At 36.4% G+C, this 18,550-nt stretch carries 13 protein-coding genes; 10 read left to right on the top strand and 3 right to left on the bottom strand.

Annotated features, from left to right (window positions below; translation table 11 throughout):
- Window positions 1–6 precede the first annotated feature (6 nt).
- The 5 genes from IC221_RS01490 to IC221_RS01470 all read left to right on the top strand — a co-directional run bounded on the left by IC221_RS01490 (window position 7) and on the right by IC221_RS01470 (window position 5,515).
- The gene (locus IC221_RS01490) at window positions 7–1,653 is read left to right on the top strand and encodes an MFS transporter (protein WP_188167282.1); all 1,647 of its coding nucleotides are present in this window, start codon (window positions 7–9) and stop codon (window positions 1,651–1,653) included.
- An 85-nt stretch (window positions 1,654–1,738) separates the two neighbouring features.
- Window positions 1,739–1,948 carry a hypothetical protein gene (locus IC221_RS01485; protein ID WP_188167281.1) on the top strand — a complete coding sequence of 70 codons (210 nt, stop codon included), beginning with the start codon at window positions 1,739–1,741 and terminating at the stop codon, window positions 1,946–1,948.
- 213 nt (window positions 1,949–2,161) lie between these two features.
- A complete protein-coding gene (locus tag IC221_RS01480) occupies window positions 2,162–2,932 on the top strand; it encodes an NAD kinase (RefSeq protein WP_188167280.1) in 771 nt (256 codons plus the stop codon).
- A gap of 3 nt (window positions 2,933–2,935) precedes the next feature.
- Window positions 2,936–4,402: an alginate export family protein gene (locus IC221_RS01475; protein ID WP_188167279.1), complete on the top strand. Its 1,467-nt coding sequence runs from the start codon at window positions 2,936–2,938 to the stop codon at window positions 4,400–4,402.
- 12 nt (window positions 4,403–4,414) lie between these two features.
- Window positions 4,415–5,515 (top strand): hypothetical protein, encoded by a 1,101-nt coding sequence (locus IC221_RS01470; protein ID WP_188167278.1) that lies wholly within the window; start codon window positions 4,415–4,417, stop codon window positions 5,513–5,515.
- 184 nt (window positions 5,516–5,699) lie between these two features.
- On the opposite strand, the gene IC221_RS01465 is transcribed toward IC221_RS01470, so the two are convergent.
- Window positions 5,700–7,094, bottom strand: coding sequence for a hypothetical protein (locus IC221_RS01465; RefSeq protein WP_188167277.1), 1,395 nt, complete (start codon window positions 7,092–7,094; stop codon window positions 5,700–5,702).
- Window positions 7,095–7,553: 459 nt separating this feature from the next.
- Between IC221_RS01465 and IC221_RS01460 the strand changes: the two genes are divergently transcribed.
- The gene (locus IC221_RS01460) at window positions 7,554–10,895 is read left to right on the top strand and encodes a two-component regulator propeller domain-containing protein (RefSeq protein ID WP_188167276.1); all 3,342 of its coding nucleotides are present in this window, start codon (window positions 7,554–7,556) and stop codon (window positions 10,893–10,895) included.
- Window positions 10,896–10,992: 97 nt separating this feature from the next.
- Here IC221_RS01460 and IC221_RS01455 read toward each other — a convergent pair whose 3' ends face one another.
- Complete coding sequence (locus IC221_RS01455; RefSeq protein ID WP_188167275.1) at window positions 10,993–11,652, bottom strand: response regulator transcription factor; 660 nt, start codon at window positions 11,650–11,652, stop codon at window positions 10,993–10,995.
- A 91-nt stretch (window positions 11,653–11,743) separates the two neighbouring features.
- Window positions 11,744–12,382: a hypothetical protein gene (locus IC221_RS01450; RefSeq protein ID WP_188167274.1), complete on the bottom strand. Its 639-nt coding sequence runs from the start codon at window positions 12,380–12,382 to the stop codon at window positions 11,744–11,746.
- A 291-nt stretch (window positions 12,383–12,673) separates the two neighbouring features.
- Between IC221_RS01450 and IC221_RS01445 the strand changes: the two genes are divergently transcribed.
- The 4 genes from IC221_RS01445 (at window position 12,674) to urtC (ending at window position 18,427) form a co-directional block, all read left to right on the top strand.
- Entirely contained in the window at window positions 12,674–14,005 is a 1,332-nt protein-coding gene (locus IC221_RS01445) for a hypothetical protein (RefSeq protein ID WP_188167273.1), read from the top strand.
- Window positions 14,006–14,065: 60 nt separating this feature from the next.
- Entirely contained in the window at window positions 14,066–15,319 is a 1,254-nt protein-coding gene (gene urtA / locus IC221_RS01440) for an urea ABC transporter substrate-binding protein (protein ID WP_188167272.1), read from the top strand.
- Between the two features lie 264 nt (window positions 15,320–15,583).
- The gene (gene urtB / locus IC221_RS29465; RefSeq protein WP_223241260.1) at window positions 15,584–17,194 is read left to right on the top strand and encodes an urea ABC transporter permease subunit UrtB; all 1,611 of its coding nucleotides are present in this window, start codon (window positions 15,584–15,586) and stop codon (window positions 17,192–17,194) included.
- Between the two features lie 126 nt (window positions 17,195–17,320).
- Complete coding sequence (gene urtC, locus IC221_RS01430; RefSeq protein WP_188167271.1) at window positions 17,321–18,427, top strand: urea ABC transporter permease subunit UrtC; 1,107 nt, start codon at window positions 17,321–17,323, stop codon at window positions 18,425–18,427.
- Window positions 18,428–18,550 lie beyond the last annotated feature (123 nt).

Genomic DNA, 18,550 nt, shown 5'->3' with positions numbered 1-18,550 from the left:
AGACAAATGAGTACACAAGAAAAAATGAATTGGAAACCGTTAATCGTGATCATCTTGTCGATGGTGATGATGTACATAACATCTTTTAGTATTAACGTATTGATTGGACCGATTGTACAAGAATTGAATTGGTCCGTTTCAGGATTACAAATGGTTATTGTTTCAGCCTCTTTAATTGCCGGAACATTGATGGTCACCGCAGGTAGATTAGGAGATAAAATAGGAAAGAAGAAAGTGTTCTTGATTGGATCGATTATCTACACTGTAGGTTTAACAATCGTTGTATTGGCACCAAACTCTACAATTTTTAGTATAGCTTGGGCCTTGATTTGGCCTTTCGGAATGGTATTGATTATTCCGACCTCAATCGCTATCATCATGTACTTTTATGAAGGTTCTCAACGTGCTATGGCCTTTGGTATTTATGGAGCAGTATTATCGATTGTATCGGCAGTAGCACCAGTGGTAGTAGGTTATTTGGCCTCTATTGTTTCATGGAGAATTGCTTTGGGATTGTCGCCAGCATTCGGAGTTTTGACCATCATTGCTGCTTTTACTTTGCCAGAAACAGAAAAGGACCCTTCGATAAAAATTGATATTCTCTCCGTATTTTTATCTGTTATCGCATTCGGTACTTTCTTGATTGCGACAACAATGGCATCACAATATGGTTGGTTGATGGAGAAAAGACCTTTTGAAATTGGAGGTTCAGTGATACCTTTAGGAGGATTGTCGATCGTACCTTTGATGTATGTGATCGCTATAATATTGTTGGTTATATTCTTCAAGAGAGGAGCAGCATTGACAGCTAAAGGAGAAACACCATTATTGAGTGCATCGATTTTGAAGAACATTCCATTTACGATTGGAATGACGATACAAGCATTACTTTACTTCCTAATCGCTGCAGTATTATTTACAGTTTCTGTATTTGTGCAGTCAGCAGCAGGATTAGATTCTTTTGATACCGCATTGACAACCCTACCTATTTCCATCAGTGTAGCAGCAGCAGCATTCTTTACGGCCAATCTTGGTAGCAAAATAACTCCAAAGTTAATTACGATAGTAGGCTTTGTGATTGTTTTGGTAGGTACTTATCTGATTACAGAACAAGTTTCAGTAGATATGACTCCATTTACTACTATGACCGGTTCCTTGGTCTTCGGTACAGGATGTGGGTTGGTTATGGCACAAATTGCTACATTGACGATGATCAAAGTACCATCAGAACAAGATGGAGAAGCTTCAGGTTTATCAGAAACTATGAAGGAAATTGTAGGGCAAGGTTTTGCAATCGCTTTTGCTGGATCTATCCTCTTCGGAGCGGTATATTCTAATATGGTAGAGGGGTATGAAGCCACTGAAGACCTGCAGTTAACTTTAGGAGATAAGGAAGAAATTATTATCGAGTTAGAAGATACTTTTATGGAGATCACTCCTGAACAAGAAAAGGCATGGGTCAGTGAACAATTACCTGAAAAAACCAAAGCTACGTACCAGGAAATTGTGAATAATTCAGCTGAAAATGCATTCCGTCAGACCTTCCTCATTGTGAGTATTTTCACGGTGATTTCATTACTCTTGAGCTTCTTTCTTCCTGGAATGAAACTAGGAAATCAAGAAGAGGAAGTTTCAGACGAGATGACGGCATAGAACGGATATATATTGTGCACCATTAAAGTGATGATGGTGCACAATATATAATTATAAATCTTTATTCATTTAACGAAAGAAAGTAATGGGATCATTTAAAGGCGTATCAATCATTGATACAGATGGCAAGAAAAAGGACTTTATCATTGGTACTCCTTTTTTAAGAGATGAAACCAGAGTTATTGAGGAAGTATATGTAGAAGATTGGCATCAATATCCTCTTGTAGTTGTTAAGACAAGTTTGGGTGAACAACATTTTGCAGATGTCGAGTATGAGATTATTTTCGGTGAGTAAGTAGATTGTAAACAAGGCCGAGGTAGTTACTGTTAAATAATTGTCAGATTACAGATTAAAAGAAAAGTCCTTTTAATCATCTACCATATCGCAAGTGACGCTAATGCTTAACACTTGAAACATGATAGATGTCAAATACGAGATTGTATACGGGTATAATGTAGCAAAGTAACAGTACTCAAAACAATTAACATAATCACTTACTAACTTATTATGAAATATCAAAAATTAGCATTCTTAAAATCAGGAAGCCCTAAATCAGAGGAAGCTTTCAATTTATTACTATCAAAATATGAAAACTATGTACCCGAAGAAGCAGATGTGATTGTGGCTTTAGGAGGAGATGGTTTTCTCTTACAAGTTTTACATACTTATCCGCATTTAGACATTCCTATTTTTGGGATGAATAGAGGGACTTTAGGTTTTCTGTTGAATGAATACAAAGACGATGTAGACCTTTTAGAACGCATTAATCATTCAAAAGATATTCACCTTTGTCCTATTTCAGTGGACATTGAAGACGATCAGGGAGAGCATTACCATTACAAGGCTTATAATGAGGTATCGGTGATCCGTTATTCTGGTCAGAGTGCCAATTTGAAAATTGCGGTCAATGGTAAGACAATGCTAGAGGCATTACATGCAGATGGAGTATTAGTTTCAACTCCTGCAGGGAGTACAGCTTACAACTTTTCAGCTCATGGGCCTATCATTCCTTTAAACTCCAACCTTTTAGCATTGACACCCGTCAGTCCATTTCGTCCAAGAAGGTGGAAAGGAGCATTACTTCCAGATGATGTGAACATAGAAATTACAAATCTAGATCCTGTCAAAAGACCCATTGGTGCAGCAGCAGATTCCAAAGAAGTGAAAAATGCCGTCAGAGCGAAAGTATGGCAAGATAAAAACGATATGAGGCATCTGTTATTTGATCAGGATCAATCATTGGAAGAACGTATTTTGATTGAGCAATTTAACGTGTAGAATATGCCAAAACTACTAAAGTCTTCCGCTTTGGTTTTGATACTTTTGTCGGATGTCATTGTTGTAATAGGACAAGAGTTAGAAACGATTTATCCATTACCGTCTTATGCTGATAGACGGTACAAGGAAGTATGGAAACTAGAAGAGTGGTCAGACCGTGACGCAAGAGCTCAGGATTGGTCTGATGTTATAAAGAATATACCTTTATCCAATAACAAAAAGATATGGGCTTCTTTCGGTGGGCAGGTACGTGTCCGTTATATGCCGACGGTCAATGAGGAGTTTTTACCTCAGAATTCGGGGCTGTTTACATTACGTATGCGGGCTCATGCAGACATACATTTCGGAGAAAACTTTAGAGTATTTGCAGAAGGTATTTACTCTAACACCACTAAAGACAATTCGGAAAGACTAGGGGCAGGGACTCCAGTTACTAAAGGTGCTTTTCTAAATCTTTTTGCAGAATATAAATTCGACCTTTACAAGCAGACCGACCTTGGTGTTTGGGTAGGGCGAAGAGAATTACAAGCTGGACACGAACGTTTATTGTCTCCAGGGAATTGGCTGATTACACGCCGTACTTTTGATGGAGCGGGTTTTTATATAGGCAATGACAATAATAAGTTGACGGGTTTTATTTCAAAGCCTGTCATTCCAGTGCCGGATGGTTATACTACTAGAGATCAAAATACTACTTTTTGGGGTTTGAGATATGAAAGTTTTGATGTAGCCTACAACTCTCATGCAGGCTTTGGAGTGCCAAGTTGGTCGTCGTTTAGTAAAACTTATTTCGAGCCTTATTTTTATGGACTTCATCGACAGAATGCAGTGTATGAAGAAGGTGTGGCAGATGAAAACCGTTATACAGTAGGTTTCTTGCTGTCAGGCCCCATCAAAAGAGTCTTCAATTATGAAGTAGAAGCCATGTATCAATTTGGTACTTTTGGTGGCAAAAATATTAGTGCATATTCTATCACGACTGAGTTTGGGGTAAGTTTTCCTAAAATAGCACTTCAACCTCACATTTGGTTAAGGTTTGATTATTCCTCTGGAGATCAAAACAAAGGGGACGGTACATTGAATACTTTTAACCCTTTATTTCCTCAGGTAGCACAGTTTTTTGGAGAGCATGGTGCCATGGACCGTAAGAACTTAACCTCTTTTTCTGCTAATGTAGATTTCACGGCCTTCAAAAAAGTAAAAACAAGATTAACGTATTGGAATTTTATGCGGTCGAGTTTGAATGATGCAGTTTACAATACATCAAATGGAATATTAAGAAGTGGAGCATCTAGTGCCAGAGACTTGGGGGATTCATTTCAGATATCAACCATCATTTCTATCAATCGACACTGGGAAATATGTGCCACTTACAACTTATGGGAACCTGGTCAATATTTTTGGGATACGCAAGCAGGTAAAGCACATACCCAACATTTCTTCATGATAACGACCCAATTTACTTTTTAAAATAAGCACTCAATGTGGAAAGGCATTCTCTATATTTTATTACTTTCTATTTTGCTATTTACATCAAAAGTAAAGGCACAAACAGACTCAACATCTCAAAAAATATACAAGAACAACATTCTTCCTTCTCCTTCTTTCACTTACAGTCCACGTACCGATTTAGTGGTAGGTGTTTATTGTTTGTATCAATTTAAATTCGATAAAAAAGACAATTTAGCACGCCCTTCTAATCTTAGTTTCTATTATGGTACTTCTTACAAAGGGCATACTTTTCTGCAAACCGAACACACATTTTTAACCTTTCAAGAGAAATATTTTTTAAAAGGGATTATTGAATATAAAAACACACCTGAACCATTTTATGGAATTGGAAATCAATCCTCTTCAGAGGAATACCTCAATGTCAATTATTACTCTTTCGAAGTCAAAGAACGGATTTTGAGACAGTATCAGCAATCGAAATTCTTCGGATTAAAAATAAGGTACATGCATATTTTTAATGTCAGCTATCAAGATCGTTATAATAATGATATTCCGGCACCTCACTTAGAAGGAAATGCAGGTGGTTATTATCCTGGAATTGGGCCGGTGTGGATGTTGGACAAAAGAAATAGCATCTTGACCCCGACTAAAGATTATTATTTAGACATTTCAGCTACTGCTTATTTGAACTCTAATGGAGGAGCTTTTGGGACTGTAGAAATTGATGGCCGACGTTATATTGATTTTCGAAAAGACAGCAAAAGAGTTTTGGCTCTGCAGGTAGTCGCAAAAAATACTTTTGGCAATGTTCCGTATACAGAATTGGCTTTGCTTGGTGGAAAACAGATTTTGAGAGGGTATATCCTTGGAAGGTATAGAGATCAGCATTCTATTCAGGCTCAAGCAGAGTATCGTTTCAATGTAGTAGGAAGACTGGGAATGACCACTTTTTTCGGGACAGGCACTGTTTATGATGAGCTTTCAGATCTTCAATTTCTAAAGGCTGCATTGGGTACAGGGCTTCGTTTTAATATTAATAGAAAAGACCCTGCGAATGTTCGAATTGATTTTGCTTGGAGCTTGATCGATAAAAACAATGGGATTTATATCACGTTAGGAGAGGCCTTTTAGAAATCAGGAGATTTCGTATTGGACACGAATGTCGTTTTCGCTTTTTTTGCTTCGTTTTTTCAGCAATGGAAAAAATGAAGAAGAAGGAAGTTTAAAGAGATAATATATAAGTCTTATAGCAATATTAATTTATAAGGCACATTAAAAAGGGAAGAGATGTCATCAATTATCTCTTCCCTTGTTATTATGCTTGTGTTCTTATGACCATTGCCGTAATACTATTTTTAGGCAGTACTACCTTTTTCTTTTCACCATTCAAATGAATTTGATAAACTGCATCCTTATTGTCTGTATTATGAATCAACACTTTTAAGTTGCCTTCCTTATCTTTTACAGTCAACAATGGCTTCTTGCTGTTGGAAGCAATTCGTACATCACCCGGCTTTATGAAGTGACTGATGATATACATAGCGTTATAATCAGGATTGTATTGGATCGTTTTCTTTTCTCTATCAATATTGATCAATGAGTTTTGAGGCCAATCCCATCCACTTTCAGTGGTTTCATTTAAAATCATATTCCAATAGCAGAAGTTGGTTAAACCACTATTGATATAGTCAGCAATTTCCTCCAATCGATGTGCCCCTTGTTCTACAGTGTTTTTACCATTATAACAGTGACCTTCTGTATGGAACATCTTTAAATTGGGCTGCATTCTTACAGCGTCAGTAATGATATTAGGGGATGTGTATTGTATCCCAACACCAGCCAATTGATTTACTCCCTCTAAAGAAAGAAGTTCCAAAATATCAGCTTTAATAGCAGTTCTCAATGTACCTGCATAAACTTCAGCCTCAATATTTTCTTTTTTGAAAGTAGGAATAATGTAATTAGTGGCTAAATCAAGCATCTGAGCAGGAGGCATGGTACAGCTAGGATATTTTGTATTTGCATCATTTTCATTTTGTACACAAATTCTATCAATCCTCACCCCATTTTGTTGATAAGCTTTGATGTATTTTACAAAATAATTAGCGTACGCTTTATAGATTTTTTTGTCTGTTTTTAAGTAATTATTTTTCTCTGTAAGTCCCACCATAGAGTTATTTTCTTTCATCCATGCCGGAGGACTCCAAGGAGAACCAAAAAGTGTTAAGTTCGGATTAATTTCAAACGCTTTTTGAAGATAAGGAAGTACATATTTCTGGTCTCTTTCAATGGAGAAATACTTCATTTTATAATCATCCGCTTTTTCAGAATAGCTGTAAGCATCAATTCCAAAATCACTTGCACCAATCGCCGTTCTACAAAATGTAAAGCCAGCTTTGTCAGAAGCAAATAAGTTTTGCATTACTTCTTCTTGTTGCTCTTTGGGTAGGCTTAAAAGTGCTTCACCTCCAATCTCATTAAAAGCGCCTCCAATTCCTTCTATCGTTTGATGTTCGATGTTAGGGTAAAGTACAATCTCATGTCCCCATTTTACGTTTTCGTCTGTTGTTTCAAAGGGGAGAGATTTCAATGGGTTTGCTTCCCCTTTCTCAAAAGTGACATAATGCATTTTTACATCTTTGAAACCTTGTCCGTACGCCAAAAAAGGAAAAAGAAAAACACCTAATACTACTGCTAGTCTGTTTGCCATTGTGATAGAATATTGATTTAAATGAATAATACTCTAATATATTTTAAAGCTGCTGTAGAGTAGGGGAAAATATTTTCACTCTAAGTTCAATTACTCATTTATCCCCATTTTTTGGGAGGATTTATAGCTTTTTTACTTCGTTTTTGTGTTAGGATACAAATAAAGAAGAAGTTGACTTGAAAGTAGATCAAAGAAATCTTATAGAAAGATCGATTGGACGTTCACGAAAAATTTCATCTCCTTCAAAGTGTCAAAAGCAATAAATACTCAATGTTATACATCATGAAACCGTTGATAAACAATGTGTTTGTTAATATTCATTTATGAATTAGTGTACTTCTACATATCTTTTGCACCTTTATAACATACATTTCTATTTTTTTACACAAGAGTAATTATTATGAGTGGTTCACTTATAAAATTACGACAATTTGTTCGCATATTTCTATTGACTAAATAATGGTAATTTTTAGACCAATTCTTGTAACCTTATTACTACTAATAAGTAATCTACTTTTTGCTAAGCTGAACGAAAAAGAACTTTCTCAATACAGCTTTGAGGCTTTGACCTCTGAAGATGGTTTGCCTACCAACGGCGTTTTACATTTATACCAAACCACTGATAAATATTTATGGTTAAGTACCTACAATGGGCTCGTTAGGTATAATGGAGTATCTATGCATGTACTCAATCAAGGCAATACTGATGGGTTGACAACACATAGTTTTACCTACATGCTGGAAACCAAAAATGCTAGATGGTTTGGGTCTCAAGCAGGCTTGATTAAATATAGTAATCATCAGTGGGAAGTTTTTACTGAAAAAGAAGGGCTGATTCATAATGAGATCCACGAAATTGTAGAAGATCAAAAAGGAAATTTATGGATTGGTACTCCAGCGGGTTTATGCTATTTTGATATCGAAAAAAATAAAATTATTTCAAGTGGTATCCCTTCTGTACTAAAGAAAGCTTCAATATCAGATTTAAAAATAGATCAATCTGGCAAATTATGGATTGGTACTAAAAAGAGCGGATTGTTTAGGTATAACATCGACACAAAGAAATTTGATTATAACAATAAGAAAATAAAAAACATCAAAGCCTTGGTTTTGGATCAAAATGAAAGCCTTTGGATTGGTGGTAGTGGTTACCTAAAAAAGCTGAATAAAGAGCTTAAAGTCAGTAGCTTCGATCAAATAGATCAACTTCCATCAAAAAACATTACAGCTTTATTTGAAGATTCTAAAGGGGCATTATGGATTGGTACAGACCATGGTATTGCTCGATATTTTAATCAATTTATTAGCTCTTTTTCAAAGAATAAAGAAATTGGAAAACATATCGTATGTAGTATCCTCGAAGATCATGAGGGCAACTATTGGGTAGGTACTTATCAGCATGGTGCTTATCGACTGAATTTAGGGCAGTTTACAAGTTATGGTGTAGAACAAGGGCTTACAGGGAATTTTGTATACTCCATCTCTGAAGGCATCTCAAATGATGAGATTCTATTGGCAACAAATGGAGGAATTACTGTTTATCAGAATAATGCTTTTACCCCTCACTGGTTCAACAGTCAACTGAAAACGAAAAGTGTAAAAGATGTATTTGTTGATAGTAAAGAGAACACATGGATTGCCTCTAAAAGAGGACTAACAAAAATAGATCGTTATCAAAAAGTAACTCATTATACCAAGAAAGACGGATTATCGAATAATTATGCTCGTTTTACTTTTGAAGATGCCTATGGCAATATTTGGGTAGGTACAATTGACGGCCTCAACATCCTTCAGAAAGATGGTCGCTTTAAAACCTTCACGACACAAGATGGGCTCACGAATAATTTTATCCTATCTATTTTTGAGGACAATCAAAAGAAGTTGTGGATATGTACAAAAGGAGGAGTTACAACGTATAAAAACGGTAAATTTTATAATTTCACAAAGTTACATCAACTCAATTCTGAACCTGTTTTTAAAGTAATACAAGATCATCGTGGCGTGATTTGGTATGGTACTAATAATGGTATTTTCAGAGTGGAAGGAGATAAAGTTTTTAGCTATCATAGAAAAATTGAAGGAGAAATTACCTCTGTTTTTAACATCATCGAAGACCGTAAAAACAACCTTTTCTGGATAAGCTGCAATGTAGGTGTATATACTTTGAAAATTGATGAACTTAACCAAGTGTATAGAGGAAACCTTGACAAAGTGAAACTAAAACTGTATAGCACCAAAGACGGTATGAAATCCAAAAGTGTGATGGCGAATGGTAGAAGCTTGGTCCGAAAGAATGGTGAAATTTGGTTTCATACTTATGATGGCGTGAGCATTGTGAATTGTAATGATATCATTGTAGAAAAAACACCTCCAACGGTAATTATCAATAAAGTGATGGTCAATGGTGAGACCGTAAGTCATACTGCTGATCAATTTGAAATCCCTGAAGGAAATACCCGATTGGAGATTGCTTATGAAGGTATTAGTTTATTGCATCCAGAAGGAATTACCTATAAATATAAATTAGAAGGATTTGATGAGGATTGGATTTATGCAGAAGAAAATCAAAATGCAATTTATACCAATCTACCTCCTGAAGACTATACTTTTGTGATTTCAGCGGGGAATCAGGACAACGTTTGGCTGAAAAAGCCCGTAAGGCTAGAATTCAAAAAATTAGCTTCTTTTTATGAAAGACTGGAAATACAACTCTTATTTGCTGTCCTATTTTTTGTAGCGTTATTTTTCACTTACCGATGGAGAGTAAGACGCTTTAAGCTGAGGGAGATGGTACTTGAAAGAAGAGTAACAGAAAGGACGAAGGAGATTTATGAGAAGTCTGAGGAGCTACTTCAACAATCTGAAGAATTACAACAACAGGCGGAGGAGTTACAGCAACAAAGAGATTATCTTTCTGAAACGAATGATTTAATTTCAGAAAGGAATGACGAGCTCAACACCAAAAATGAAGAGGTATCTGATTTGATCAAGCAAGTGAAGTCGATCAACTCAGACATGAAAATAAAGAATAAACGCATGACGGATAGTATTCGCTATGCCAAAACAATGCAGTTTGCTTTACTTCCAAGTGCTAAAAAGCTTCAAAGAGCCTTTGCGGATCACTTCATTATTTTCAAGCCTAAAGATATTGTTTCGGGTGACTTCTATTGGATGACAATCCCAGAGGATAACACAACTTTTGTCGCTTCTGTAGACTGTACAGGTCATGGAGTTCCTGGTGGTTTTATGTCAATGTTGGGAATTTCAATTCTTAATAAAATCATCAAAGAACACAAAGAATATGACACTGTAGAGATTCTTACAAAATTGAATGCCTCTATCATTGATTACCTCCAACAGGAAAATTCAGATATTGATGACGGAATGGACCTAGCCCTTTTAAAGGTTGTTTCTGATGCTGAGGGTGCAACAGAAGTGACATTTACAGGAGCAAAAAGCACGGTTTATTTCTATAAAACGAAGGAAAATCAATTGATCTCATTAAAGGGCGACAATATTTCCATTGGCGGTAGAAGTAAGAAGAAAAAAGAGAAGAAATTTACATCACATTCCATTCAGCTTCAAAAAGGAGATAAAATCTACCTCTCAACGGATGGCTATATTGATCAAAATAATCATTTGAGAAAGAAAATCGGGAAGAAACTTTTTGAAGGCATCCTTCAAGGCACTTCAAAATTAGAAATGTCTAAACAGAAAGAACAACTGGAACACCTATTACAGAGACATCAAGGTGATGAGGATCAAAGAGACGATATTACGGTGATTGGTCTTAAACTATAAAAAAAGTAGCAGTTTCTACCTAGAATACGAAAGCCACTATCGCAAATGTGAAGCGATAGTGGCTTTTGATTTGAAAGTGAACGATAATGCATTTTCCTTACACAATCCCCAACTTCTTTGCTTTTTCGATGGCCTGCTCAATAGTCTTAACACTTAACTTTCTCAAAATATTCAATCGATGTGTTTCGATCGTACGAATACTGACGGAGTGCATTTCTGAGATTTCCTTATTGTCTAGGCCTTCCATTAAGTGATTTAGAATTTGAGATTCCCTTTTGGAAAGACTGATTGTATTTTGAGTTTTAATGGAGCTGGAAGAACTACTGAATTTATCTTCTCGGATACTTTTTACAATAATGTCACTGGTGTCGCCAGAGAAATAAAACTTTCCGGCGGCTACTTTTCTGATCGCTTTTAAAAACGTCTTATTGGATTCATCTTTAAGGATATACCCACAAGCACCAACTTTCACGGCTTTCACTATATAATCTTCCCTATCATATAAAGAGAGGAATAGAATTCGTGTCTCTTTGGATTCTGCTAATAACAACTCTGCCGCTTCTAATCCTGATTTTTTAGGCATAGAAATATCCATAATCACAACATCAATATGGTGACTTGCTACCAATGGAATAGCTTCCTCCCCGTTACTAGCTTCAGCTACAACTTCTAAGTCTTCTTCTTTGTTGACGAGTTGTTTTACACCATTTCTAAAAATTTCATGGTCATCCACTAATAATATTCTATGCTTTAACATGAGTCGGTTTTGATCAGTTTTGTATGAAAGGTAACACAAAAAATATTCTTCAAAGGTAAAAAAATGAAGTATGCCATAAAAACTACATGACTTATAATCCTAAAAATACCATTCCAGCACCACACATCATAATGGTAAATCCTCCAATGAAATGACTATACCTTTCCAATTTATGCCAATGCACTAGTGAAATCCCCTTCGATAATGTGTAAACGCTTGTAAGCATTGTGCCTATAGTGGCTGTAGCAAAAACTAAGGTGACGGCGATTAATAAATAAAGGTTGAGTTGAGCAGCAGGGTACATTAATAAAGGTATTAAAGGTTCACAAGGGCCAAAGGCAAATATGATGAAGACAACCCAAAAGGAGAGCGACTTTTTTGTGTTAACATGAGAATGAGGTTTATTTTGGATCGCTGTATAAATTCCATAAACAGCATAAAAAACTCCTGCGATCAATAAAAACCAAGAGGCAATGGAACCCCTTTGTCCTTCAATGATTTCAAGGTTTGAAACACTCCATCCTAATGCAACGCCTAAGAGTCCTAAAACAATTGATCCCACAACATGGCCTATTCCACATATTGCCACTACATTTAATGTTTTAGTTGTACTCCAATTCTTTGCTTTGGCAAGTGCAACAAATGGCATATAATGGTCTGGCCCTGAGAGAGTGTGAATGATTCCTATACTCAAAGCGGAAAATAATAGAGGGAGGCTTTCTGTTAGCATTAGCATACTTAAGTTTAATTTATTAATTACTTACGTAATTTTATTTTTGATAGATCTTTTTATTTGAATGCTAATATAAATTAATTTATTATTTATATCGCAATTTACGTAATTATATACTGGAATATGGTTTTTAATTGAAATTATTAATTGATTTATATGTAAACTGCCATATAGCAGATTTTAAAATGTTTTTAAGTTGCTATTACGTAATTTTTGTTATTAATATTGGATAAAGTTATATTGATACGTACGTTTGTTACGTAAGTAATTTAAAAGCAACAAATTATTATGAAACAAACCAACTACTTAACTTTTACTGTAACTCTCTTAACTTTCTTTTTCGTAAACTACAGTGCAAGTGCACAATCAAAACAATCCTCAAGCTTACGTATCAATGATGATATATCATTGCTGAAAGAAATCAATGCAGAGAAAAATGAGACCAAAAGCATCTTTGCTGGTAATGCAGAAGACAAGATTGCAAAAGAAAAAGAAGAGGAGTTTAAACCTTCTTTTTCAGTAGGTGCTATCATCCATATGTTTGCAGGAAGCCAACAAGATGGATATGCTTTTGGAGGTGATCCAGCAGGTCCAGATCCAAGTAATTGGTCTACTGACTTTGCGGTCTATAGAGCAAGAATTATGGTAGGTGCTCAGTTGACAAAAAAGGGAAACTTCTTTATGGAAACTGAAATTCCTTCACCAATCAATGGTGCAACGACAGCTGGCGGAGGGAAACAAGCCGCTGTTACACCAATTATCTTGGATTGCCAGTATGAGCATGTCTTCAATGATTACTTTTCAGTGATTGGTGGTCTACAATTGGTATCACACAACAGAAATGGCCTTCAGGGTGCTGCCGGTTTAATGGCTAATGATTTTACTTATTACCAATATCCTTATAACTTGTTTCCTGATAGTCCTTTACAAGGTAACTTTGGTAGAGATTTGGGGGTGAATTTTAGAGGTTTCTTCGCGAATAACAAGCTAGAATACCGTTTAGGATTTTTCTCAGGCCGAACAAGCTTTGATGGTACAAACTCATCACCGATCCGTACCGTAGGTCGTTTGGTGTACAATATTTTTGATGAAGACAAAAACTTCTATTACTCAGGAACAAACTTAGGCAAAGGAAAAACACTTTCTATTGGTGGTGGTGTTGACGCTCAAGGCGATTACTTAGCAGCAGGTGTTGATGTATTCTTAGATATGCCTGTAGGTGATTTAGGTTCGATGACATTGAACGGAGCGTACTCTTATATTTCAGGAGGAAACAGCCCAGAAAATGAATATTCGTTTGCGACAATGATCCCAACACAAAATACTCAATTCATGGAGTTGGGATATTACTTTAAGGATCTTAAATTACAACCTTGGTTGCGTTATGAGCGTCAGGGCATGAATGCTGAAAGTAATCAAATTGGAGATGCTGAGAGTATTTCAGACTTCAATAAGTACAATTCCACTACCGTATTTGGTGGAGGAGTAAACTATTGGTTTAATGGTTACAATACCAACCTTAGATTATCATATACTACAACTACAAAAACAGTAGCAGCAACAGACGAATCAAAGACCTATGGCCAAGTATGGCTTCAAGCTCAAATCTTTGTATTCTAATGCATTGCATTTATCGGAAAACATCTCATATATATCTTTTGAACAAACAATAATTTAACTATGAAACGTATCATCAACAAGCATTGTTTTTTAATCTTTCTTTTAGGCCTACTTCTTAGCTGTAGTGCCAATAAAAAAGCCTCTTCTAGCTCAGAAACTGTTGCAGAAAAACAAGAAACCATTAAAGTAGGCGTATTACACTCTTTGAGTGGGACCATGGCCATTTCAGAAGTATCCTTAAAAGATGTACTGATGATGGCAATAGATGAAATCAATTCCTCAGGAGGTGTTTTAGGAAAACAATTAGAGCCTGTCATTGTAGATCCGGCGTCAGATTGGGATTTATTCGCCGAAAAGGCAAAAGAACTTTTAGTGAAAGATAAAGTAGATGTAACTTTTGGTTGCTGGACTTCGGTTTCTAGAAAATCAGTATTGCCAGTTTATGAAGAGTACAAAGGACTACTTTTCTATCCTGTTCAGTATGAAGGGCAAGAACAATCGCCAAACATCATTTATACAGGAGCAACACCAAACCAACAGTTGATTCCATCAGCAGAATATTTGATGAGCGAAGAGGGAGGTAACTATAAAAAGTTCTATTTATTGGGTACGGATTATGTATTCCCAAGAACAGCCAACAAAATCTTAAAGAACTTCTTATTGGATTCGGGTGTACCTGAAGAAAATATCATTGAAGAATACACACCATTCCACCACCAAGATTACCAAACTATTGTGTCAAAAATCAAGCGTTTTGCTTCTTCAGGTGATGCATGTGTATTGAGTACGATCAACGGCGACAGTAATGTACCTTTCTATAAAGAATTTGCGAACCAAGGTTTATCAGCTTCTACTTGCCCGATCATGGCCATGTCAGTTGCGGAAGATGAGTTGAGAGCGATGGATACAGAGTTTTTAGTAGGTCACTTGGCAGCATGGAATTACTATCAATCGGTAAAGACTCCGGAGAACTTTAAGTTTGTGGAAAGCTTCAAAAAATATTGTAAAGAAAATGGATTGCATGGCGGTGAATCTCGTGTAACAGATGATCCAATTCACTGGTCGTATGCAGGTATATACTTATGGAAAAAAGCAGTTGAAAAAGCAGGAACAACAGATGTAAATCAAGTGATCAAAGCACTATCAGGTCTTTCTATTGAAGCACCAGGTGGATATGTAGAAATGCATCCTGATAACCATCACTTGTCGAAACCAGTACTAATTGGTGAAATTCGTGCAGATGGTCAGTTCGATATTATTTCAAGAACAGATGATCTCGTTGTACCAGAACCATTTAGCAAGTTTGCGATGTAATTACTAACAATCACCAAAGAAGTAAGTATTCGATATTTTAAATAGTTCTTATAGTGGAAGATGTGGAAATTGTATTACAATGCCTAACATTCCACTCCCAAATCCTCATTACTTCTTTATTGTATTTAAAATTGAAGTGTTTAAGTGAGTAGAACTGTGGTCAATAGTTCTGGGTCATAGGTGATCGTAAAGCCTATGACCGCTCCCACTTCAATTATGTATTCAAACTCACATCCCGCATTTCTATCACTTAATATTTTTCTGATGTTAAAATCAAAACTCCTGTTCCTAACCTTGATTTTGGGAACCCTCTCCTTTACTGCCTTTTCTTTTGAAAAAACAGTAGAAAACAGTGTACAAACCCTATTATCCAATAATAAAACGGAGTTAGACAGCGTCGTTAACTTCTTAGTAGAAACTAAAACACCCCATACCTACGCACTCATTGGTGCTATTTTAGAAAAAAGACTTTATGTAAAAGGAACGAAAGCATACACCCTGTTTCCAGGTATAAAATCATACTATGAAGTATATCCGGAATTTAAAGAGGCAGGGAATGATGTGGTAGGAATAGTACCATTGAAACTCTCTAGAAAATATATTCTAAAGTTTCGTCCTTTATCAAAATATACCCAATTGTACACGCCTGTTGCTCAAAGCAAGCTCAATGCTTACCAACGCTTTAAGCAGTCAGGTACTTTAGAGGATGTGGCCTTTCTGACGGAACAATTAAAAACAGAAAGTGATGAAAAAGTCAAAACAGCAGGATATGAAGCCATTTATACCATTTGGCTTTTAAGTGGAGATGAGCAGTTGGAGATGAATGCTTTGGCCAAGCTAGGGGAAGGAGCATCGGATCAAATGTTAGATCCTTTGGAACAATATTTAAAGAAAAAAGAAAATGCACCACAAGATCAGTCTTACATTCTCGCAAGTGAACTGATCAGTGATATTCAAGCTCACGAAAGATTTATCAATACAGCCCAAAACCTTTTCAGTGGTATTTCTTTAGGAAGTATTTTATTGTTGGTGGCCTTAGGGCTAGGAATTATTTATGGATTGGCAGGTGTGATCAATATGAGTCACGGTGAGTTCTTAATGATCGGTGCATATACAACATACGTTATTCAGCAGTGCTTTATTGCCTATTTACCCGCTTCATGGTTTGAAGGTTATTTCTGGGTTTCATTGCCATTATCATTTATCACGGCAGGTTTGATTGGACTTTTAATAGAAAGGTTAATCATTCGTCACCTTTATAACAAACCGTTGGAAAGCCTTTTAGGAACGTGGGGGTTGAGTTTGATTATGATCCAGATTTGTAGAAGTATTTTCGGCGACATCACCGCCGTAAAATCACCAGAATTACTATCAGGAGGCATAGAAGTGATGGATGGTTTGATTTTACCTTTCAATAGATTGTTCATTATTGGTTTGACGGTGTTTATGGGTGTGCTGACCTATATCGTTTTCTTTAAGTCAAGACTAGGTGTGAAAATCAGAGCTGTAACTCAAAACAGAAATATGAGTGCTTGTCTAGGAATTTCCACGAAAAGAATTGACGCCATGACTTTCTTTTTAGGTTCTGGTTTAGCAGGAATTGCTGGTTGTGCCATGACGTTGATCGGTAATGTAGTACCGAATATGGGAAAGACTTATATCGTAGATTCTTTCTTGATTGTGGTTGTAGGTGGAGTAGGGAAACTTGTAGGAATTATTGCTTCGGCAATGGGTGTGGGCGTATTGTCCAAAATCTTTGAATCCTTTTACGAAGCAGTGTACGGCAAAGTAATAATGCTCGCCATTATCATCTTCTTCTTACAGTTCAAACCTAAAGGACTATTCCCTGATAAAGGAAGATTGTCTGAAGAATAGATTTGAGGGAAGAATTTAGAGGGAAGAGGTAAGAGTTAAAAGGTAAGAAATTCTCAAATAAACTTTCTACACTACGAACTACCTCTTCATGCTCCATTCCATTACCTAATCAAAGAAATTGAAATCATGAAAACATTAATTCAGAAAAAATATCATTTAGTCTTCATAGGCTTGTTTCTAATACTTATGCCCTTGGGCAATCTCTTAGGGTTTGTTGAAACGAATACCATGACCTTGTGGGGTCGCTATTTTTGCTTTGCCATAGCCGCCATTGGAATCGACTTGATTTGGGGATATACGGGGGTGCTAAGTATGACGCAAGCCTTCTTCTTTTGTTTGGGTGCCTATGGAATCGGTATGTACATGACCCTTTCCAATTTACCCGAAGGACATCAATTGCCGGCATTTATGGAATGGAATCAGGTCACTGAACTGCCCACTTTCTGGGCTCCATTCTCCTCTTTTCCATTAGCCTTTATACTTTCATTATTAGTGCCGGCATTGTTTTCCTTGATCTTCGGTTTTTTCGTTTTCAGAAGCCGTATTCAAGGCGTTTATTTTGCCATCATTACACAAGCATTAGCCTTGGCTATGTTCCTTTTATTCTCAAGAAATGAAACCATGTTGGGAGGGACAAACGGCTTAACAGACTTCAAATATTTATTAGGATTTGACCTTAGAGAAACATCCACAAAACTAGGTCTATACTTCATCAGTTTTATCGTTTTGTGTTTGATATATATCTACTCTTCTTTCTTGACAAAATCTAAATTCGGAAAAGGTTTGGTCGCCATCAGAGACAGTGAATCAAGAATGCGATTTACAGGTTATGGCGTATCAGCGTATAAGATTACCATTTTTATGATCGGGTCAGTGATCGCAGCCATTGGTGGTATGCTTTATTTACCACAAACCGGCATCATCACACCGGGAAGAATGGATGTACAGGCTTCCATCGAAATGATCGTTTGGGTAGCCTTGGGTGGAAGAGGAAACTTGAAAGGAGCCGTGTTAGGAGCCATCGTAGTCAACTTACTTTACAGTATTTTCACTTCCATCTTACCAGGAGGATGGCTATATGTTTTGGGAGGCTTGTTCGTGATTACGGTACTGTATTTAGATAAAGGAATGATCGGCTTATTCCAGCAAATTCAAGCCTATATAAAGACATTTTTTGCCTCCGATAAAAATAATAAAGAAGCAGAGAATGAAGTAATAAATGTTTCAGCCTAAGCACTTGAAGGAAATGTGTTGCGTGCACCATAGTTAAAACTATGGGCAGGTGATACCTTAACCTTCAAGACTAAAGTCTTGAAGGTTCAAAACGGAAACATCACTTTAGTGTTGTTGGAGTCA

The organism is Flammeovirga sp. EKP202, from assembly GCF_014534745.1.
GTDB lineage: Bacteria > Bacteroidota > Bacteroidia > Cytophagales > Flammeovirgaceae > Flammeovirga.
Note: the sequence above shows the minus strand (reverse complement) of the source record. Positions and strands in the feature narration are given on the sequence as shown.

Bases quoted from the DNA above. Each gene is read 5' to 3' on its own strand.
- IC221_RS01490 (WP_188167282.1), top strand. From the start codon at position 7: ATGAGTACACAAGAAAAAATGAATTGGAAACCGTTAATCGTGATCATC.
- IC221_RS01485 (WP_188167281.1), top strand. From the start codon at position 1,739: ATGGGATCATTTAAAGGCGTATCAATCATTGATACAGATGGCAAGAAA.
- IC221_RS01480 (WP_188167280.1), top strand. From the start codon at position 2,162: ATGAAATATCAAAAATTAGCATTCTTAAAATCAGGAAGCCCTAAATCA.
- IC221_RS01475 (WP_188167279.1), top strand. From the start codon at position 2,936: ATGCCAAAACTACTAAAGTCTTCCGCTTTGGTTTTGATACTTTTGTCG.
- IC221_RS01470 (WP_188167278.1), top strand. From the start codon at position 4,415: ATGTGGAAAGGCATTCTCTATATTTTATTACTTTCTATTTTGCTATTT.
- IC221_RS01465 (WP_188167277.1), bottom strand. From the start codon at position 7,094: ATGGCAAACAGACTAGCAGTAGTATTAGGTGTTTTTCTTTTTCCTTTT.
- IC221_RS01460 (WP_188167276.1), top strand. From the start codon at position 7,554: ATGGTAATTTTTAGACCAATTCTTGTAACCTTATTACTACTAATAAGT.
- IC221_RS01455 (WP_188167275.1), bottom strand. From the start codon at position 11,652: ATGTTAAAGCATAGAATATTATTAGTGGATGACCATGAAATTTTTAGA.
- IC221_RS01450 (WP_188167274.1), bottom strand. From the start codon at position 12,382: ATGCTAACAGAAAGCCTCCCTCTATTATTTTCCGCTTTGAGTATAGGA.
- IC221_RS01445 (WP_188167273.1), top strand. From the start codon at position 12,674: ATGAAACAAACCAACTACTTAACTTTTACTGTAACTCTCTTAACTTTC.
- urtA (WP_188167272.1), top strand. From the start codon at position 14,066: ATGAAACGTATCATCAACAAGCATTGTTTTTTAATCTTTCTTTTAGGC.
- urtB (WP_223241260.1), top strand. From the start codon at position 15,584: ATGTTAAAATCAAAACTCCTGTTCCTAACCTTGATTTTGGGAACCCTC.
- urtC (WP_188167271.1), top strand. From the start codon at position 17,321: ATGAAAACATTAATTCAGAAAAAATATCATTTAGTCTTCATAGGCTTG.